Genomic DNA, 17,784 nt, shown 5'->3' with positions numbered 1-17,784 from the left:
TGAGAATCAGAAAATCTCAGTGAGACTCAGAAAGTCTCGGATGAGAAAAAACTCTTATATCTTATTTTAATTCAATGATCATAGGGGTTTTAGCAGGTATTGCTAAGGTATTAGTGTTCAAATTGAGTTCTTTCCCTGAAATAACATCTTTTCCCCTCAAAAATCCAGCCAAACTCTCGGCAAAGCGGTTGAGGTGGAGCGTTTGGGGCTTATCGCTGTTGTTGAGGATAACCATTAGGCTCTCGGTATCGTTGTAACGGAAATAGACATACACTTCATTTTCAGGCAAGTATTGCTTGGTCTTCCCGTAGTGAATTACAGATTTACCTTTACGCCAATTGAAGAGCTTAGATGTAAAATCGTAATACTCTTTTTGAGTAGCTGTACGCCCAGCAGCAGTGAAAGCATTCTGTGTATCGCCTGCCCAGCCACCAGGAAAATCTTGTCGTATATCGCCATCGCCTTTGCTCTTGTCGCCTGCCATTGCTATCTCACTACCGTAATACAATTGCGGAATACCACGCGCCGTTGCCAGCAATGTGATAATCATCTTATAATCCTCTATCTTAGGATATACGTGATTGATACGTGCTGTATCGTGATTTTCGGCAAAGATAAGCAGGTTGTTGATGTCTTTATACAGAAAATCATTAGTGAAATTGTCGTAGAGTTGTATCATACCCTTATCCCACGAAGGCGTGGAGCGAAATGCTTCTCCTATCGCATTGAAAAGTGGAAAATCCATCACGGTAGGCAGGTAAGTATTATAGCTTTGTATCGCACTGATAGGGCTATCCTTTTGCCAATACGATACTTGGGCACTCTGGTTGAGCCACACTTCTCCCATAATATTGAAATGAGGATACTCATCGGTGATAGCTTTTGTCCATTTAGCAATGCCCTCTTTATCGTTATATGAATAGGTATCTACGCGCAAACCGTCAAGGTCGGCGTATTCTATCCACCAAATAGCGTTTTGAGTGAGGTAGTTTAGTACCAATGGGTTTTCTTGGTTAAGGTCGGGCATAGAGCGTGCAAACCATCCTTTTTCACAGTACTTTTTATCCCATTCCGAAGCATTACTATCCATCTGAGTGCTCATACGGAAAGTGCTCTGACCATACCCAGGGAATTGATGTAACCAATCGTAGCAAGGCAGGTCTTTCACCATCCAATGCTGACTGCCCCAGTGGTTGGTTACATAGTCTTTGATGAGCTTCATACCGCGCTGGTGCAAAGCCGCTGATAGCTGTTGGTATTCCTCATTCGTGCCATAACGCGGGTCTATTTTGTACACATCGGTTTGGGCATAAGTGTGATAAGAATGTTGTGGTTCATTGTCCTCACATAGGGGCGTACTCCATATAGCTGTAGCGCCTAAAGATTGTATATAATCCAAATGGTTGATAATCCCCTGAATATCTCCCCCGTGACGACCATTAGCAAGCGAGCGGTTGAGTTTATCGGTAAGTGCGGGGTGCGAATCGTTGTCGGGTTTACCATTAGCAAAGCGGTCGGGCATAATGAGATAAATCATATCACTGCTGTCGAAACTTTTACGATAAGCCGAGCCTTCACGACGCGCTTTTAATTCGTAGCGAACACTGCCCACTTGTTTCTTCTTCTGCCATAGTGAAATGGTATAGTTGCCTGCTTTTTTACTCTTAGTGTCTACAGTAACAAATAGATAATTAGGGTTTTCGGTTTTCAGCACATTGGTGATAGGCAAGTCGCTTTCCACGCGGTATTGTGCTATATTTTTGCCGTACAATAATATTTGTATTTCGGCATAGTGCATTCCTTCCCACCAAAAAGGTGGTTCTACACGCTCGATTTGAGCGTGAGCATTAAAAAAAGTAAATAGTCCCATAAGGGTAATAATGTATTTCATAGTGCAAGTTACACGGATGTTTATTCGCGCAAAGATAAGCATTTCTTTTCAAACAACAATGATAAGATAGTAGTTAGTTATTTTAGCTCGGACAAGTCTGACCCCACAGAACCAGAGCAACAGTTCATAGCAACAACATTATAAATTCTATTAGTATTCCATTAATCTTTGGTTGGTCTTCATTGTAGAGCCACTGTAGACCCACTGTAGACCCACTGAAGTCCCACTGTAAAACTATCATAGTTCCGTTTAAGGTTTGTTTAAAGTCTATCAAATGTCTCACCCCTATTCATTTGTCAATTATCAATTGTAAATTGTCAATTGTTTTGTAACTTTGCCCCGTTAATTATTTATCACTATGAAAATCGTAATCTCTCCTGCCAAAGCCATTAACGAAACATCAGCCCTACCTACTACCGTACACTCTTCGGCTATTTTTCCAAAGGAAATTGGCGAGGTAAGCACTGCCCTTAAAGCACTCTCTCCAAAGCAACTTATAAACCTGATGCATATCTCCCAAAAGCTCGCCGACCTGAATTGGCAACGACACCAACAGCTCTCATTGCCCTTTACCCCACAAAATGCACGTCCGGCACTCTTTGCTTACAATGGCGATGTGTATGAGGGACTCGATGCCTATTCACTCTCCGAAACGCAAATGGATAAGTTGCAAAGGTCTTTGCGTATTCTCTCGGGGCTATACGGATTGCTTAAACCCTTAGACCTTATCGCGCCTTATCGGTTGGAAATGAGCATCAAACTACCCGTAGGAAAGGCTACAAATCTATATGCTTTTTGGAAAGAAAAAATCACTCAGGCATTGAACGACGAATTGCAAGAAGGAGAATTGTTTATCAATCTCGCCAGTGAAGAATATTTTAAGGCAATTGATACCACAAAGTTAAAAGTGCCCGTGATTACACCTATCTTCAAAGATTATAAAGGAGATACACTGAAAGTTGTTAGTTTTTATGCGAAGAAAGCACGGGGTCGTATGGTGCGTTTTTTGGCAGAAAATGAGATTCGCTCAGTAGAAGATTTGAAAGGGTTTAACGCTGATGGATATGCGTTTTCAGAAAAGTTTTCAGAAGGAAATACACTTGTTTTTATTAGATAAAAAACTTTGCCAAAGGTTCTAATTGCACGTCGTGCTACAACTGCCTGTGCGGCTCGCACCTTTGGCAAAGTGTATGATATCAATCATTTTTGAGGAATATTGATAATAGTAAGTCTTCTCAATAATTTATTAGGGTCTTCTTTAGCATTTATAGCTCCTATAATCCAAATTTTTGACAATTCTTCTACAATAAGAAAATAAATACCAAAGTGAAATCTTTTAGTAAAGCAAACACGCACTTGTTCTATTTCTTTTCTAAAAGAAAAGGGGCGACTTTTTATTTCTTGTATATAGCTATAAATCTCCTCATATACTTCAAATCCTAAATTTTCTCTTATTTTATTGTAGTAAACTACAATTTCTTCCAAGTCTATTTCGGCTTGACGATGAATCATTAGCTCAAAGTCCATATCTTGCTCTCATTTTTTTATCAAATTCATCAAAAGCTCTTCCTGCTTGTTCAGGATTTTCTGTAATTTCATCAGCTCGTTTCAAAAGCACTTGCAAATACTCATTAGAAGTCTCACTATCCGAAATATTATAGTCAAAATCCATATTTTTTTCTTTTAAAAAAGAAGTTAGCAGTGCTTTTTGAGTTTCATCTTTTGGATATACTAATACACACATAATTATTCTTTTTGGCAAAGGTATAAAAAATAATTGGAAAATCAGCTAATTTGTAAATTAATTACAAGTCCTTCGTTGCCTCGTACATTGAAAACGGTATTGTCGTTGAAAATGAGGTATTGCCCTTTGATACCCATTAGTTTACCACTATAAGTAGGGGTTTGCGACAATTGCAGTGAGCGTACTTGGGTAGGGTATTTTTCTACGGGGAAATGAATGCGTAGGGGAGTGATATCTTCGGTGATGTAGGGCTGTACTTCATTGGGTACAAAGTCGCGCACTTCTAATTTTACTCGTAATAAATCTACGGGGGTGATTTGATTAGTGAGCATTTTGCGCCAATTGGTTTTATCGGCTAAATGCTCTTTGAGAGCGACCTCGGCGATGCCTGCTAAATAGCGATTTGGCACTTCGGCAAGGATGAGGGCTTCGTGCGCCCCTTGGTCGATCCAGCGTGTTGGGGCTTGTGATTTACGGGTTACTCCTACTTTTACATCGCTAGAATTGGCGAGATATACATAATGCGGTTGCAACTGCACTTGCTGTTCATAGCCTAAATCGCGTTCTTCAATATTGAGGTGTGCTTTGCTGAGTTCGGGGTGCATCACCCAATCGGCGGTTTGAGGGACTTCAAAAAAACACTCTTTGCAATAGCCCTGACGGAAGATTGGTTTGTTTTCACCACAATTCATACACTGAAAACGCACAAATTGGAGTGTTATATCCTTGCCGATAAGTTGGTTCATCAGCACAAAATCACCTTCCATTGGCAAATAATACCTTATAGGGTCAGCCCATTCGGTAAGCATTTTTTGAAGTACTCCTTGAAACATTGTTTTATTGACTATATGTGTTTTAAATCTGCAATAGTTTGAGTAGGATTGGCAGCATTGAACACAAAACTACCAGCCACTAAAGCATCGACACCTGCCTCTACTAATGCTTTGGCATTCTTTAGACTCACTCCTCCATCTATTTCAATAAGGGTTGAGGCTCCTGCTTGCTCAATCAGCATTTTGGCTTGTCGCACTTTTTTATAAGTATTTTCTATGAATGACTGACCTCCAAATCCTGGGTTTACACTCATCAACAAGAGTACATCTACCTCTTGAATGATATCTTCTAAAAATGCCACAGGAGTATGTGGATTGAGTGCTACTCCTGCTTTCATTCCTTCTGCCTTAATGGCTTGCAAAGTGCGGTGCAGGTGTATACACGCCTCGTAATGTACGGTGAGAATATCGCTGCCGAGCTTTGCAAAAGTACTGATGTAACGACTAGGGTCTACGATCATCAAGTGAACATCAAGGGGCTTGGTAGCGTGTTTTTGGATTACCGATAGCACGGGCATACCATAAGAGATATTAGGCACGAACACACCGTCCATAATATCAATATGAAACCAATCGGCTTCGCTGGCGTTTACCATTTCAATAGCTTGTTGTAGGTTGCCGAAATCGGCAGCAAGGAGAGAAGGCGCAAGAATCATATTTTCAATTAATATTAACAAATTTCAATTAACAATTATCCTACACTGCCTTCTAAGGAGATTTCTAAGAGTTTTTGAGCTTCGACGGCGAACTCCATAGGCAGTTTGTTGAGTACTTCTTTACCAAAACCATTTACGATGAGTGAAATTGCTTTTTCGGTATCAATACCACGCTGGTTACAATAGAAAATTTGGTCTTCACCAATTTTAGAAGTAGTAGCTTCGTGTTCTATTTGGGCGGTAGGATTTTTAGCTTCTATATAAGGAAAAGTGTGTGCTCCACAATCATTTCCCATTAAGAGAGAGTCACATTGAGAGAAATTGCGCGCATTTTTAGCATTAGGCACTACTTTTACCAATCCGCGGTAACTATTTTGTGATTTGCCTGCCGAAATACCTTTAGAAATAATTGTAGATTTGGTATTATTACCCAAATGTATCATCTTAGTACCTGTATCGGCTTGTTGAAAGTGATTGGTAACGGCAATAGAATAGAATTCACCTATAGAATTATCGCCTTTGAGCACTACAGAAGGATATTTCCAAGTAATTGCTGAGCCTGTTTCTACTTGTGTCCACGATATTTTTGCATTTTTTTCGGCCAAAGCGCGTTTGGTTACAAAATTATAAACCCCACCTTTACCGTCTTTATCACCAGGGAACCAGTTTTGTACTGTAGAATATTTAATTTCGCCATTATCCATAGCTATAAGTTCTACCACAGCAGCGTGTAATTGGTTTTCATCGCGTTTGGGTGCTGTACAACCTTCGAGGTAAGAGACGTAAGCCCCTTCATCAACAATGAGGAGAGTACGTTCAAACTGACCTGTACCAGCTTGATTGATACGGAAATAGGTAGAGAGTTCCATAGGGCAACGCACTCCCTTAGGCACATAGCAGAAAGAGCCATCGGAGAAGACAGCAGAGTTGAGCGCAGCATAGAAATTATCGGTTTTAGGGACAACCGTACCGAGATATTTGCGTACGAGATCGGGATATTTTTGAATAGCTTCGGAAATAGAGCAGAAGATAATGCCGCGTTCAGCCAATGTTTTTTGAAAAGTAGTTGCTACTGAAACGGAGTCCATTACTACGTCCATTGCGACAGCAGGTTTATCTTCTACCCCTGTGAGGCGTTTTTGTTCTTCAAGAGAGATGCCGAGTTTTTGGAAAGTTTCCAAGAGTTGAGGATCAACCTCGTCTAAACTATTGAGTTTAGGTTTTTGTTTAGGAGCAGAGTAGTAGGCAATATCTTGAAAATCGGGAGTTTCAAATTTAAGGTTTGCCCAATGAGGAGGCTCTTCCATCGCTTGCCACGCGCGGAAAGCTTCTAAGCGCCAATCGGTCATCCATTGAGGTTCGTTTTTCTTTTTAGAGAGGGCAATTACCACCTCTTCATTGAGTCCTTTAGGGAAAGTTTCGGATTCTATATCAGTATAAAAGCCGTATTTATATTCGTTGTTTTCTAATTCTTCTTTAAGTTCTTCTTCTGTATATTTAGCCATAATTTCTTTTAGATAAGAGATAAGAGATAAAAAAACTCCTCTTATTTATACCGAGATGTGATTTTACAAAGCGCAAAGATAGTACTTTAAATTGAATCTAAAATACTATCTTTATAATTATTTTCTATCTCGGATAAAGATAAGAGATAAGAGGTAAGGAATTATCACTTAACCAAGGCGTCTAAGAGTTCGTGGACGGCATCGCTATTCCAACGGGCAATTCCTTCTTTTTGAGCGCGTACGAGTCCGTTTTTATCTACGATATAACCTGACGGGATTTTTTCGGGGTCGAAAGGCATTTTCTCACCGATGATGAGGTAGGTTACTTTGAAATGGAAATTGCGTTTTTGCATCATTTCTTCCACTGGTTCAGGGCGCTCGTTAGTGATGATATAGAAATCTACTTTATCCTTATAGGCATCATATAGTTTTTCTACTGCATAGAGGTCGGCAATACTAATACCTCGCCAAGAGGAGAAGAAATACACGAATGAGGGTTTCTTTCCTTGAGTTTGCGAGTAGTTGAACTGCACATCTTTGCGATCTTTGAGTTGCCAACTGAAATCAATTTTTTGAGCTTTATCGGCGGGAATGATGTCTACCGAACTAGCGAAAATTCGTTGTAGTAAAATCTTACTTTCATAACCTAAGGGGGTTACGAAGAAAGAAAGTATGAAAAGGATAAGGAGTAGATTAAGTATGGTACGTTTTTTCATATAAACTAAATTATTTTTCTTCTTGAATGATATCTTTATATTCTTCCCAAAAGGCTTCGAACTGCGACATTGATTGGTATAGAAACTCCATTGTTTGTTGCCAAGTGTCTTTGTTGTGAATGGTTACCCGTTGCAGTTCTACATATACACAACTAATTTCTTTACCATTGTCCAAGAAGAAATGCTCTTCGAAAACAGTGTTAGGGAGGTATTCTTCTTGGAGTATAGTTTTGAGCGACAGCAATTTGTTATAATACAAACTACGTATCTCCTCGTGAGGGTCTTCTACAGCGAGTAGCACCCGCGCTTTACGAGTGTCGAATGAAAACTTAAAACTGAAATCCTTTATTTTAGTGTCATACAACGTCCATTTGCGAGGGAACGATTTACCAAAAGATATCCAGAAGTCTTCGCGTAGTTTTTTTGCTTCAGCTTTGCTATACACTTTTAATTAGGTAACAGGTAATAGGTAACAAGTTGATATGTGATAATAAATTAATTGAATTTTATTTGGGCGGAGAAAGTAAGAGGTGATCCATCTATTTGCTTGTAAAAAGTAAATTTATAGAAAGTGGAACCGTCTTTTTCTAAAACACCATATTTTTGTTCTTCTACATCAAAAGCCAGAAATACATCAGGAGTATTGAGTTTTCTAAGTTTGAATTGCAATTCATTTGTTTTTTTATCAAACAACTCATATCCCCAATTAGTTGGTTTAGCATACAGAAATAGAATAAGAGGTTCGCTTATAGGCGCAGCAGTAGCTGTAAGTTCGGGTACTGCTGTTGTTGCTGAGGGAATAGAGGGTTTTGAGGCTACTGAAGGAGCTTGATAATCTGCCTTAAAAGTAGCTAATTCTGCACCAGAAAGGGCATTACGCAAGGCTTCTTGGTAGGATTTTTTAAACTCCTTTTCACGGCTTTTACCTATCTGAGAAGTAAAGACCGCTTTATTAGTACAATCGGTGAGAAGGAATTGTACTTTAGAGGTCATCATATTCGATTGGTTCTTCACATCAGCTTTTAGGGTAGCGCAAGGGTTTTGGAGTAGATCGGCAGGAGCTTCACTTTCCATATAGACTTTAAATCCTTGTTTTTCGAGCAAGAATTTTGTGAGCATATTGAGTTGATATTGATTGTCTTCTTTTTGGAAAGCATAACGATTAGGAACAATCACGGTTTGTGCTACAAGAGTTAGTGGTAGTAATGCTACTAAAAATAATATTTTTTTCATTGGGTTTATTTATTTATGGTCAAATAAAAAAGGATGTCATTCTTCGTTGTTCTTCATACGAGCTTCGAGTTCGGCCTGGAACTCCTCAATAACGGGTTTCATAGTGCTTTCGGGGAGGTCGGAGATACGGATATACATTAATCCGTCGACAGAATTGTTGAACAGCGGGTCGACATTGAAAGCGATAACTTTGGCGTTTTGCTTGATATACTTCTTGATGAGCACTGGCAAACGCAAATTCCCAGGTTCGAGTTCATCGATTAGCTTATCGAATTTGTTTAAATCAGCCTTACTTTCGTCGAAAATAAAGTCTTTATCTTCGTCTTTGAGTTTTACTTTGAATTCTTTTTTTGGGCGTACATATTGTGCGATGTAAGGGTCGTAGAAGTTTGACTTCATAAACTCTATCATCAGCGATTTAGAAAAGTTGGAAAATTGGTTGCTAATGCTCACGCTACCCAACAGATAAGAGTGTTCGGGATAGCGCAAAGTAGTGTGGGCAATTCCTTTCCAAAGCAAAAACAGGGGCATTGGTTTCTGTTGGTATTCCGAAATTATAAAAGCACGCCCCATTTCGATGGTTTTACTCATCATATCGTAGAGTTCGGGCTCAAAACGGAATAAATCGTGCGTATAGAAACCTTCAATACCATATTTAGGGAATATCTCAGCGCCTAATCCCATACGATAAGCTCCTGCTATTTTTTTAGCTTCGTTATCCCAAAGGAAAAGATGGTGGTAATAGAGGTCGAATTTATCGACATCGGAGGAAGCGTTTGTCCCCTCCCCTACTTCGCGGAAGGTAATTTCACGCAAGCGACCTATTTCCTTCATTATATTAGGGATTTCCTGATAAGGAGCTAAAAAGACCTCGTAATTATTGTTTTTCAGCAGTCGGTAATCCTTTTTAGTTACATTTTCTACTTCTTTTTCTATAAGATCTTGCTGTATAGGAGCTTCAATTTGTTGTGGATTAGGAGTACCTTTGTTTGATTTCAGTACATTAGGCAAAGGCAAGAATTTTTTATCTTGTTCAAAAGCATTGGCTAAGATATAGGTTTTCTTGCGGAGGAACTCGGTAAAATCGGCTAAATCGGTATGTTCATCTTGCATAGTTACCGAGATGGGTTTTCCTATGCGTATGTAGATAGTACGTTGTTTTTGAGTGAGGAGTTCTGAAGGTAATTTGGCAGTGCGTAAGGTATCACTCAGGCTTGCCAAAAAGTAGAACAATTTGCTATTTTTAGCGTGGAAATAGATAGGGACGATAGGCACTTTAGCTTTTTTAGCGAGTTTCATTGCAGCTTCTTCCCAAGGTTTATCAACCATTAGTTGTCCTTCTTTGGTTACAGAGACTTCGCCAGCAGGGAAAAGCCCCAAGGGTTTTCCTTCTTTGAGATGTACTATGGTGTGTTTGAAGCCAACAATACTGGATTTTGCATCCTTGCGGTCTTCAAACGGATTGACAGGCAACACATAAGGAGCTAAAGGCTCAATGCGTTGGAGGAGGAAATTTGCCATAATTTTGAAATCAGGGCGTTTTTCTAAGAGCAATTTGAGGAGCAAAATGCCATCAACACCCCCCAGTGGGTGGTTAGAAATCGTAATAAAAGCTCCTTCTTTGGGGATATTTTTAAAATCTTCTTCAGGTATTTCGAACTTTATTTCAAACTCGTCTAACAGTTTGTTGAGAAAGTCTAAGCCTTCAAATTTTTTGGTTCGGTTGTAAATAGCATTGAGTTTGGAGAGACGGAGTAGCTTCATCAGCGCCCATCCTCCAAAGGTACCCAAGAAACCAAGTTTATCAATATTAATTGCTTTGGCTACTTCTTTGGCACTTACCAATCCTTTATCTTTTTGCATTCTCATTCGTTATTAAAGTTTTATGATTGTTTTCCTTTTTGCAGTTGTTTTATTCTCTTGAGTCGTGCCATCACTTCATCACGGTGGAGGGATTTAGAAGCTACCTTGCCTATAGTGAGCCCTTGTACCAAAATAGAAAACAATACTACTATATAAGTAATTTGCAACAATGTTTCTTTAAGACCGCCCTTATCGGCTGGGATAGAGAGTACTAAGGCAATAGATACACCGCCGCGCACGCCTCCCCACACCATAGTAATGAGTGATCCTGAAGAATAGGTAGTAGCTTTGCGTAATATAGTTTGGGCGGGAATATAAATTGCTAAAGCACGCCCTAAGAGGCACACGAGAATAGCAACACCTCCTAAGAGGAACTGTTCATTTAAGTTATCTATCAGTAGCATCTCAAAACCTATGAATAGGAACAAGATAGCGTTCATTATCTCATCGACAATCGCCCAAAACTTCTCTAAATAGTCCTTATTTTCAGCACTATTTGCTTTTTTACCTACATTACCCACAAAAAGTCCTGCGATTACCATTGCCAAAGGCGAGGATACGTGAGAGGTTTTGGCAATAAGGAAGCCTCCCATTACTACGGCTAAAGTGAGTAAGACACTCACGTGATAGTCGTCGGCTTTTTTCATCATTTCGGAGGCTATCCATCCTAAGAGCACCCCTAAGAAAATTCCTCCTCCAGCTTCTAAAAGGAAAAGTTTTGTAATGGCATTGAAGGAAGGTTCAAAAGTATGATCGGTAGCTAATTTGAGTACTACAGCGAACATTACGACAGCTACCCCATCGTTGAAAAGAGATTCACCTGTAATTTTATTTTCGATACGTTTAGGTACATTAGCTTGCTTGAGCACTCCCAACACTACAATAGGGTCGGTAGGGGAAATGAGTGTGCCAAAGAGCAAACAATAGAGATAAGGAATTTTAATACCTATCAGAGGTGCTATATAGTACAGCAGTGCTGATATGAAGAAAGCTGAGAGCACTACACTCACTGTTGCATAAGTGAAAATAGGGAGACGGTGGCTTTTAAGGTCGTTGATATTGATATGGAGCGCTCCTGCAAAGAGGAGGAAGTTAAGCATTGCCCCCATTAAGATTTCGGTAAAATCAAATCCTTGTAATAAGGATTCCAAACGATGTGCTAAACCTGAGAATATTTCACCACCGAAAAGACGTACGCCTACTGATACCATCATAGCAATCACCATAATACCTATAGTCATAGGTAGTTTTACGTAGCGCACATTCACGTACGAAAACAAGGCGGCTAAGACGATAATCACTGAAAAAGCGTAGTATAACTCCATATTACTATTTTATTTGTGGGCAAAGGTACAAAAATAATAATAAATGACAAATGCTATATAGTCTTTTGTAAGAAAAAAACTTTACTAAAGGCAATAGTTTAATTCTATAACCTTTAGCGATAAATGTATTTAATCAGCTTCAATATATAAATCTGCTAATTAACTACCACCAACTTCAATTGAGTATTATTAGAAATCTTTTTTTAAACCAGTTCCTACATTATCCTCCAAGTATTTCTTTTTAGATATAGGTTCAATCTTAACATTTTTTGTATCTTTTAAATCTATTACTATAAACTCTAAATCCTTGAAGTAGATATTTTGAGCAGTAGTTGTTCTAGCAGCATCTGCATCTAAGAAAAGTATATTTTGAAGCTCCTCTGGCACACTGATTTCACTTCCTTTTATCGTTTCTTTCCATTTAAGTTCAGAAATTTTAACTAAATAGTATCCTTTTTTAAAAGGTATATTTTTAAAATAAAAATTATAGTATTGTAATTTTCTTTTAGTTTTCAAATACATTATTTTATTATGATATTTAAATTCATATCGTTTTTCAAAATAACCTACTCCCATATCTTCGAAAGCCCAGGGGTATAGTGCTACAATCGCCTTGTTGTTGTATATTTCATTTTTGAGAGCTACTCCTTCGTCTAAAAACTGAAAGCAAAAAATATCACAACGTGTTGCTACAACTTCTTTCTGACTATAGCATAATGGTATAAAGAATAAGCATAATAAAGTAAAAAATCTCTTCATAGTAATTATTTTATTTAACTTTTTAGCTGAATTAATTAGCTAATCGCTTTCGCCGGTGTTCAGTAAGTTCAGAGAAATTGTATTGGAGAGCAGGAGTTTGATCTTCCAATTCACCATTGCTAATGGCACGGAGGACTATTTCCTCTATCCAATAGTCTTCTTCGATATTCATAGGATCATAGCCTTTTTTTAGGGAAAGATCATAGAGCCAAGCGGTTTTATTATACCAATAGGCATTCCACCCATTGCGGAGTTCTTTTACCAAATCGTAGGCAGTACGCCCTGTTTGGCGGTGGATGAGCTTGATGAGGATGCGCCCTTGAGAGCGGGAGAGTTTTTTGAGTTCGTCGGTAAAGTGGTCTTCTATATAGCGTTGGGTGCGCTTTACATAGACTTTTCGCTGTTGTTTGTTTTGCATAGTATCCATAGTGCGCTCCATAGTATAGAGGCGATCGGCAGCCATTTTAGCATAAGGATATACGCGTTTTACACGACTTTTGAGCAGTAGATATCTTTTTTGAGTATCGGCATCACCAAAGGAACGCTCTTTGCCAAAAAGGTTTACCTCAGGAAGGTAGATGGTATCGCCTTCGTGAAAATCTTGAGCGAACAAGAGGTAAGAGGTAAGGGGTAAGAGGTAAGCTATAAATGGTAGGAGATAACGTTTTATATATGTGATGATGTTTTTCATAGTGATTTTTTTATTAAGGGCGTATGGCATACGCCCCTGCATAACATACTGCAAAAATTATTCCAAGTTACCTATTCCCTATTAGCTTCACTATTTCCCTAAAACAGCCATTTTGATAGCAGTGATAGCGGCTTCTACACCTTTGTTGCCTAGTTTTCCTCCACTTCGGTCGAGTGATTGCTGAAGATTGTTATCGGTGAGGACACAGAAGATTACGGGCACCTCACTTTGCATTGCATTGAGCTGAGCAATACCTTGTGTAACTCCTTGACAAACAAAATCAAAATGCTTGGTTTCGCCTTGTATTACACAGCCTATTACGATGATAGCATCTAACTGTTGAGTGTCGAGCATTCGCTTGGCAGCGTGCACCAATTCAAAACTACCAGGGACTTCCCAAAGGAAGATATTGCTATCTACAACCCCGCAATCTTTAAGGGTAGCGATAGCCCCATTGCGCATTCCGTAAGTTACTTGCTCATTCCACTGAGAAGTAATAATCCCAAAGCGAAGAGCTTTCGCATTTGGGATTGTACTTTTATCATATTGAGATAAATTCTTGTTTTCTGTTGCCATTTTTTCAGATAAGAGATAAGGGATAAGAGGTAAGAATGTTCATCTTCTACCTTTTATTCTTATCTTGTTTTATTGACTGATTTTTCCGATAAGGATATCGATAGTGCGAGCTTCTTCTGAAGTAGGGAATTCATCTTTGATGCGCTCGTAGTATTTGAGAGCATCGTCTTTTTTACCTTGTAGAGAAGCTACGATACCTGCTTTTTTGAGGTATATAGGAGTTACAAAATCGTTGTTGCTATGTTCAAAGGCTTTGATGTAGTATTTGAGAGCCTCGGCATTATTTTTTTGTTGGAGGTAAGCATCACCTATGTTTCCATAAGCCAAAGCGCCGAAAATATCATCATCAGAATTGAATTTTTTGAGGTGGTTGATAGCGTTGTTGTAGTCACGTAAACGCATATAAGCCATACCCATACCGTACTCAGCTAAGTTAGCAGCTTTGGTACCGCTATAGTTTTGAGCGATTTGCTGGAAGCCATATTTACCTTTACCGCCTTCGATAGAAACTTTGAAGAGAGAATCTTTGGCTTTAGCATCGGTAGCTTGCATAGCTTCATCAAAGAATTGTTGAGCGAAGAAGAATTCGTTAGCAGCTTTCTTTTCGTTAGGAGCTTTCACAAATTGTTGGTATAACAAATAACCTAAGCCCAGTACGGCTACAGCTATGAGGGCTCCGATAATAATTTTCTGATTGCGTTTCACCCAATCTTCGGTACGAGTAGCGCCTGCATCAAGGGCATCGAATACCTCGGCAGTAGTACTTTCTTGGTGCAATCGAGTTTCTTGAGCGTCGTTGAGTTGCTCGTTATCTCTATGTCTATTAGGTCGGTTGTTGTTCTTTTTGTAAGTTGCCATATATAATTTTCAATTAAAGTTCGGCAAAAGTACGACAATTATTTGAATTGACAAATTTTTTTTCTAATTTACTTATTTGTGAATCTGCTAATTATTTTATACCTTTGCCACTCCAAAGTAATTTTATATGCTTACTAAAGAACCATTACATTATTTTTCTACTATACGCAAACATTTCAGAAACTCTTACTTAGCTGAAGACATTCATCAGATTATCATTGGGATAGATTGCGATTACTTTGATGCCTACAGTCATAATTACGCCTCTTTGCAAGCTTATTACCAGCAACAAACACCCATCGCACCCTTTGCGGGACTTTTTGGGGTATTAGGTTATGAATCAATCCATTTTTTTGAAAATATTCCCACACAAGAGCAAGCTCAATACGAGTTTCCCGCTTTTGTATTTGCGAATGCAAAAGCCTATTTGCATTATTCCAAAGTGAATAAAGTGTACTCTTTTTACGGCGATGAAGTATTATACTTCAATTTTTTGGAAGCAGCAAATGAAGAAACTTCTACTTTTATAAAATCAATTTCAGCTGAAAAACCTTTTTATCACATCAATACCGACCTGAATGAGGAGCAAATACACTTCTACAAGATTGTTGAAAAAGCTAAGGAATACCTACGTGCTGGCGATATTTTTCAAGTGGTATTGAGCGAACAACTCTGTTTGGAAAGCAACCTCAACTCTTTAGAATTTTATAAACTACTCAGTACAGCCAATCCCTCTCCTTATATGTTTTTCTTCCCTACTCCTTATGGAGAGGTGGTAGGGTCAAGTCCTGAAATATTAGTAGAAATCAACTCCGAAACTATGTATATAGCACCTATCGCTGGTACACGCCCGCGTGGTAAAGATGCTAACGATGATGCTCGTTTGGCACAAGAACTTCTCGCCGATCCTAAAGAGTGTTCTGAGCACCGAATGCTGGTTGATTTAGCACGCAACGATATAGGGCGTTTTGCCGAGAAAGGTACTGTACAGGTGAAGAATATGATGCACATTAAGCAGTTAGAGCACGTGATGCACATAGTAACCGATGTGTATGGTCGCAAGCGCAAAGAGGTGTCGCTTTTTGAGGTGATTGGAGCAGTATTCCCTGCAGGTACGCTGAGTGGAGCGCCTAAAATACGCGCTATGGAAATTATTGCTGAGCTGGAACAATACCGCCGCAATGTGTATGGAGGAGGTATTGGCTTTTTGCATTTCAACGGCAACGTACAGCTCGCTATTGTGATACGCAGTGCTTTTTTTGAAAAACCTGCTTTTCAGGATTTTGAGCGCACCCGTGTATTTATACAAGCTGGAGCAGGAGTTGTTTACGATTCTATCCCTGAAAAAGAATATGCTGAAATACAACACAAAAGAGCTTCGGTAGTGAAAGTATTTGAGAAGAATTGCAATCCTCACCCCCAACCCCTTTCCCAAGGAGAGGAGGGCAATCCGCAAAAAGGACTATAACTAATGACTAAAACCTAACAACTAAAAATGATTTTACTAATAGATAATTACGATTCATTTGTTTTTAATGTAGCACAATACCTCGGTGAACTCACTGATGAAGAAGTGCATACTGTGCGCAATGACCAACTCACTCTTGCCGAGATACGCACTCTAAACCCCTCACGTATAGTGCTTTCACCAGGACCCAAACACCCTAAGGACAGTGGGATTTGTTTGGAAATACTAAAAGAAATTACCGATATTCCTATTTTAGGTATCTGTTTAGGGCATCAGGCGTTTGGATTGGTGCACGGTGCCACTGTAAAACGATTAGAAAAACCTTTGCACGGCAAGACTTCTGTGCTTACCGTTACCGAACCACAATCGGTATTGTTTAAAGGCTTGCCACAGCAGTTTAACGTGATGCGCTACCACTCGCTATATGTAGATAAAGACACCTTGCCACAAGAACTCATCATAACTGCCCTCTCGGACGATGGGGTGATTATGGCATTACAACACAAAACAAAACCTATTCACAGTATCCAATTTCACCCTGAATCGTTTTTTACTGAATACGGCAAAAATATCCTTAAGAACTTTTTGGTAGGGACACAAACTGCTCAAAGCGTTCAAAATACTGAGGAAAAAGCTAAAGCCTACGCCAATGAAGTGTTCAAAGGAGCTTTGAAGAAACTGCAAGAAAATCAGCCGTTAGGCGATAGCGATTTCAAACAGATATGTGCGGTATTGCACAGCAAGCAGTACGACATCGTACAATTAGGCGCGCTCTTGGTGCTTATCAGCGAAAAGAGTTTATATCCAGAATCACTTACTGCTTTTGTGCGTAACATCTTGGCGTATAGCACCACCTTTGCGGACTCAAGACCTATGATAGACCTCTGTGGTACAGGAGGCGATGGACTCAAAACTATTAACATTTCTACCACGGTAGCCTTTATAGTAGCTGCCTTAGGGGTGAAAGTAGCCAAACACGGCAACAGGTCGGTTACAAGCCAGAGTGGCAGTACTGATGTGTTAGGAGAGCTCGGTATTGCGATGGAAAGCAACTTGATGAAGCAATTAGATAGCTTGGAGAAAAACGGATTAGCATTCTTCCACGCGCCTTTCTTCCATAACTTAGTAGGCGAAGTACGTGAAGTGCGACAACGTTTGGGCATCCGCACGGTGTTCAATGTATTAGGTCCTCTGTTACACCCCAATACAAAACTAAAATACCAATTAGTAGGTTTATATCACGAGCCCGTGATGCGCCTCTATGCTGAAACACTACAGCTTTTAGGACGCGAACACGCTTTAGTAGTGCGTGGTAATGATGGTTTAGATGAAATAAGTATTTGTGATGAGACGAAGATTGTAGAAGTAAAGGGTAAGCAAATATTAGAGTATACCATAGCGCCTGAAATGTTTGGCTTTAAGCGTGCTTTTCACGCTGATATACAAGGTGGTACGCCTACTGAAAACGCTGAGATACTACGTCGCACTCTCAAAGGTGAAGAGCGCGGCGCTAAAGCCGATATCGTGATACTCAACGCAATGTTTGCCCTCTATACCGCCAATGTAGTAAAACACCCCGCTGAAGCCAAACCTCTTATTGAAGAAGCGTTAAGGAGTGGAAAAGTATGGAACTATTATCAATTAACAATGAACAAATAACAATTAA

18 protein-coding genes are annotated in these 17,784 nt (G+C 39.4%); 3 read left to right on the top strand and 15 right to left on the bottom strand.

Annotated features, from left to right (window positions below; all coding sequences use genetic code 11):
* Positions 1–61: 61 nt before the first annotated feature.
* Positions 62–1,933, bottom strand: coding sequence for a glycoside hydrolase family 13 protein (locus I7X29_RS09390; RefSeq protein ID WP_198474248.1), 1,872 nt, complete (start codon positions 1,931–1,933; stop codon positions 62–64).
* 316 nt (positions 1,934–2,249) lie between these two features.
* Between I7X29_RS09390 and yaaA the strand changes: the two genes are divergently transcribed.
* The gene (gene yaaA / locus I7X29_RS09385) at positions 2,250–3,008 is read left to right on the top strand and encodes a peroxide stress protein YaaA (protein ID WP_198474246.1); all 759 of its coding nucleotides are present in this window, start codon (positions 2,250–2,252) and stop codon (positions 3,006–3,008) included.
* 83 nt (positions 3,009–3,091) lie between these two features.
* Here the strand turns inward: yaaA and I7X29_RS09380 are convergent, their stop codons facing one another.
* The 14 genes from I7X29_RS09380 to I7X29_RS09315 form a co-directional block, all read right to left on the bottom strand.
* Positions 3,092–3,418, bottom strand: a complete 327-nt coding sequence (locus I7X29_RS09380; protein ID WP_009421892.1) for a hypothetical protein — start codon at positions 3,416–3,418, stop codon at positions 3,092–3,094.
* Positions 3,408–3,635 (bottom strand): hypothetical protein, encoded by a 228-nt coding sequence (locus I7X29_RS09375; RefSeq protein WP_198466679.1) that lies wholly within the window; start codon positions 3,633–3,635, stop codon positions 3,408–3,410. Before I7X29_RS09375 ends, I7X29_RS09380 begins: the two co-directional genes overlap by 11 nt.
* A 41-nt stretch (positions 3,636–3,676) precedes the next feature.
* Entirely contained in the window at positions 3,677–4,468 is a 792-nt protein-coding gene (locus I7X29_RS09370) for a DUF2797 domain-containing protein (protein ID WP_198466678.1), read from the bottom strand.
* An 11-nt stretch (positions 4,469–4,479) separates the two neighbouring features.
* Positions 4,480–5,124: a ribulose-phosphate 3-epimerase gene (rpe, locus tag I7X29_RS09365; protein WP_198474277.1), complete on the bottom strand. Its 645-nt coding sequence runs from the start codon at positions 5,122–5,124 to the stop codon at positions 4,480–4,482.
* Positions 5,125–5,159: 35 nt separating this feature from the next.
* Positions 5,160–6,629 (bottom strand): Fe-S cluster assembly protein SufB, encoded by a 1,470-nt coding sequence (sufB, locus tag I7X29_RS09360; RefSeq protein ID WP_009412509.1) that lies wholly within the window; start codon positions 6,627–6,629, stop codon positions 5,160–5,162.
* A 164-nt stretch (positions 6,630–6,793) separates the two neighbouring features.
* A complete protein-coding gene (locus I7X29_RS09355) occupies positions 6,794–7,345 on the bottom strand; it encodes a TlpA family protein disulfide reductase (protein ID WP_198466676.1) in 552 nt (183 codons plus the stop codon).
* 10 nt (positions 7,346–7,355) lie between these two features.
* Positions 7,356–7,790 (bottom strand): DUF4268 domain-containing protein, encoded by a 435-nt coding sequence (locus I7X29_RS09350; protein WP_198474244.1) that lies wholly within the window; start codon positions 7,788–7,790, stop codon positions 7,356–7,358.
* Positions 7,791–7,840: 50 nt separating this feature from the next.
* Entirely contained in the window at positions 7,841–8,578 is a 738-nt protein-coding gene (locus tag I7X29_RS09345) for a hypothetical protein (RefSeq protein WP_198474242.1), read from the bottom strand.
* A 36-nt stretch (positions 8,579–8,614) separates the two neighbouring features.
* Positions 8,615–10,447, bottom strand: coding sequence for a GNAT family N-acyltransferase (locus I7X29_RS09340; protein ID WP_198474240.1), 1,833 nt, complete (start codon positions 10,445–10,447; stop codon positions 8,615–8,617).
* A gap of 14 nt (positions 10,448–10,461) precedes the next feature.
* Positions 10,462–11,766 carry a cation:proton antiporter gene (locus I7X29_RS09335; protein WP_198474238.1) on the bottom strand — a complete coding sequence of 435 codons (1,305 nt, stop codon included), beginning with the start codon at positions 11,764–11,766 and terminating at the stop codon, positions 10,462–10,464.
* A gap of 189 nt (positions 11,767–11,955) precedes the next feature.
* Positions 11,956–12,525 carry a hypothetical protein gene (locus I7X29_RS09330; RefSeq protein WP_198474236.1) on the bottom strand — a complete coding sequence of 190 codons (570 nt, stop codon included), beginning with the start codon at positions 12,523–12,525 and terminating at the stop codon, positions 11,956–11,958.
* A gap of 31 nt (positions 12,526–12,556) precedes the next feature.
* On the bottom strand, positions 12,557–13,216 hold the full coding sequence (locus I7X29_RS09325; RefSeq protein WP_198474234.1) for a DUF4294 domain-containing protein: 660 nt from the start codon (positions 13,214–13,216) through the stop codon (positions 12,557–12,559).
* Positions 13,217–13,306: 90 nt separating this feature from the next.
* Entirely contained in the window at positions 13,307–13,792 is a 486-nt protein-coding gene (gene ribH / locus I7X29_RS09320) for a 6,7-dimethyl-8-ribityllumazine synthase (RefSeq protein ID WP_198474233.1), read from the bottom strand.
* A 69-nt stretch (positions 13,793–13,861) separates the two neighbouring features.
* Positions 13,862–14,650, bottom strand: a complete 789-nt coding sequence (locus tag I7X29_RS09315) for a tetratricopeptide repeat protein (protein ID WP_198474231.1) — start codon at positions 14,648–14,650, stop codon at positions 13,862–13,864.
* Positions 14,651–14,777: 127 nt separating this feature from the next.
* On the opposite strand from I7X29_RS09315, the gene I7X29_RS09310 reads away from it, so the two are divergent.
* Both I7X29_RS09310 and trpD read left to right on the top strand, forming a co-directional pair.
* Positions 14,778–16,118: an anthranilate synthase component I family protein gene (locus I7X29_RS09310; protein ID WP_198474228.1), complete on the top strand. Its 1,341-nt coding sequence runs from the start codon at positions 14,778–14,780 to the stop codon at positions 16,116–16,118.
* Positions 16,119–16,145: 27 nt separating this feature from the next.
* On the top strand, positions 16,146–17,777 hold the full coding sequence (gene trpD, locus I7X29_RS09305; RefSeq protein ID WP_198474226.1) for an anthranilate phosphoribosyltransferase: 1,632 nt from the start codon (positions 16,146–16,148) through the stop codon (positions 17,775–17,777).
* Positions 17,778–17,784 lie beyond the last annotated feature (7 nt).

Source organism: Capnocytophaga periodontitidis (assembly GCF_016126015.1).
GTDB lineage: Bacteria > Bacteroidota > Bacteroidia > Flavobacteriales > Flavobacteriaceae > Capnocytophaga > Capnocytophaga periodontitidis.
This window is presented reverse-complemented; position numbering and strand designations above follow the sequence as displayed.

Coding starts and splice junctions, on each gene's coding strand:
- I7X29_RS09390 (WP_198474248.1), bottom strand. CDS start 1,933: ATGCTTATCTTTGCGCGAATAAACATCCGTGTAACTTGCACTATGAAA.
- yaaA (WP_198474246.1), top strand. CDS start 2,250: ATGAAAATCGTAATCTCTCCTGCCAAAGCCATTAACGAAACATCAGCC.
- I7X29_RS09380 (WP_009421892.1), bottom strand. CDS start 3,418: ATGGACTTTGAGCTAATGATTCATCGTCAAGCCGAAATAGACTTGGAA.
- I7X29_RS09375 (WP_198466679.1), bottom strand. CDS start 3,635: ATGTGTGTATTAGTATATCCAAAAGATGAAACTCAAAAAGCACTGCTA.
- I7X29_RS09370 (WP_198466678.1), bottom strand. CDS start 4,468: ATGTTTCAAGGAGTACTTCAAAAAATGCTTACCGAATGGGCTGACCCT.
- rpe (WP_198474277.1), bottom strand. CDS start 5,124: ATGATTCTTGCGCCTTCTCTCCTTGCTGCCGATTTCGGCAACCTACAA.
- sufB (WP_009412509.1), bottom strand. CDS start 6,629: ATGGCTAAATATACAGAAGAAGAACTTAAAGAAGAATTAGAAAACAAC.
- I7X29_RS09355 (WP_198466676.1), bottom strand. CDS start 7,345: ATGAAAAAACGTACCATACTTAATCTACTCCTTATCCTTTTCATACTT.
- I7X29_RS09345 (WP_198474242.1), bottom strand. CDS start 8,578: ATGAAAAAAATATTATTTTTAGTAGCATTACTACCACTAACTCTTGTA.
- I7X29_RS09340 (WP_198474240.1), bottom strand. CDS start 10,447: ATGAGAATGCAAAAAGATAAAGGATTGGTAAGTGCCAAAGAAGTAGCC.
- I7X29_RS09335 (WP_198474238.1), bottom strand. CDS start 11,766: ATGGAGTTATACTACGCTTTTTCAGTGATTATCGTCTTAGCCGCCTTG.
- I7X29_RS09330 (WP_198474236.1), bottom strand. CDS start 12,525: ATGAAGAGATTTTTTACTTTATTATGCTTATTCTTTATACCATTATGC.
- I7X29_RS09325 (WP_198474234.1), bottom strand. CDS start 13,216: ATGAAAAACATCATCACATATATAAAACGTTATCTCCTACCATTTATA.
- ribH (WP_198474233.1), bottom strand. CDS start 13,792: ATGGCAACAGAAAACAAGAATTTATCTCAATATGATAAAAGTACAATC.
- I7X29_RS09315 (WP_198474231.1), bottom strand. CDS start 14,650: ATGGCAACTTACAAAAAGAACAACAACCGACCTAATAGACATAGAGAT.
- I7X29_RS09310 (WP_198474228.1), top strand. CDS start 14,778: ATGCTTACTAAAGAACCATTACATTATTTTTCTACTATACGCAAACAT.
- trpD (WP_198474226.1), top strand. CDS start 16,146: ATGATTTTACTAATAGATAATTACGATTCATTTGTTTTTAATGTAGCA.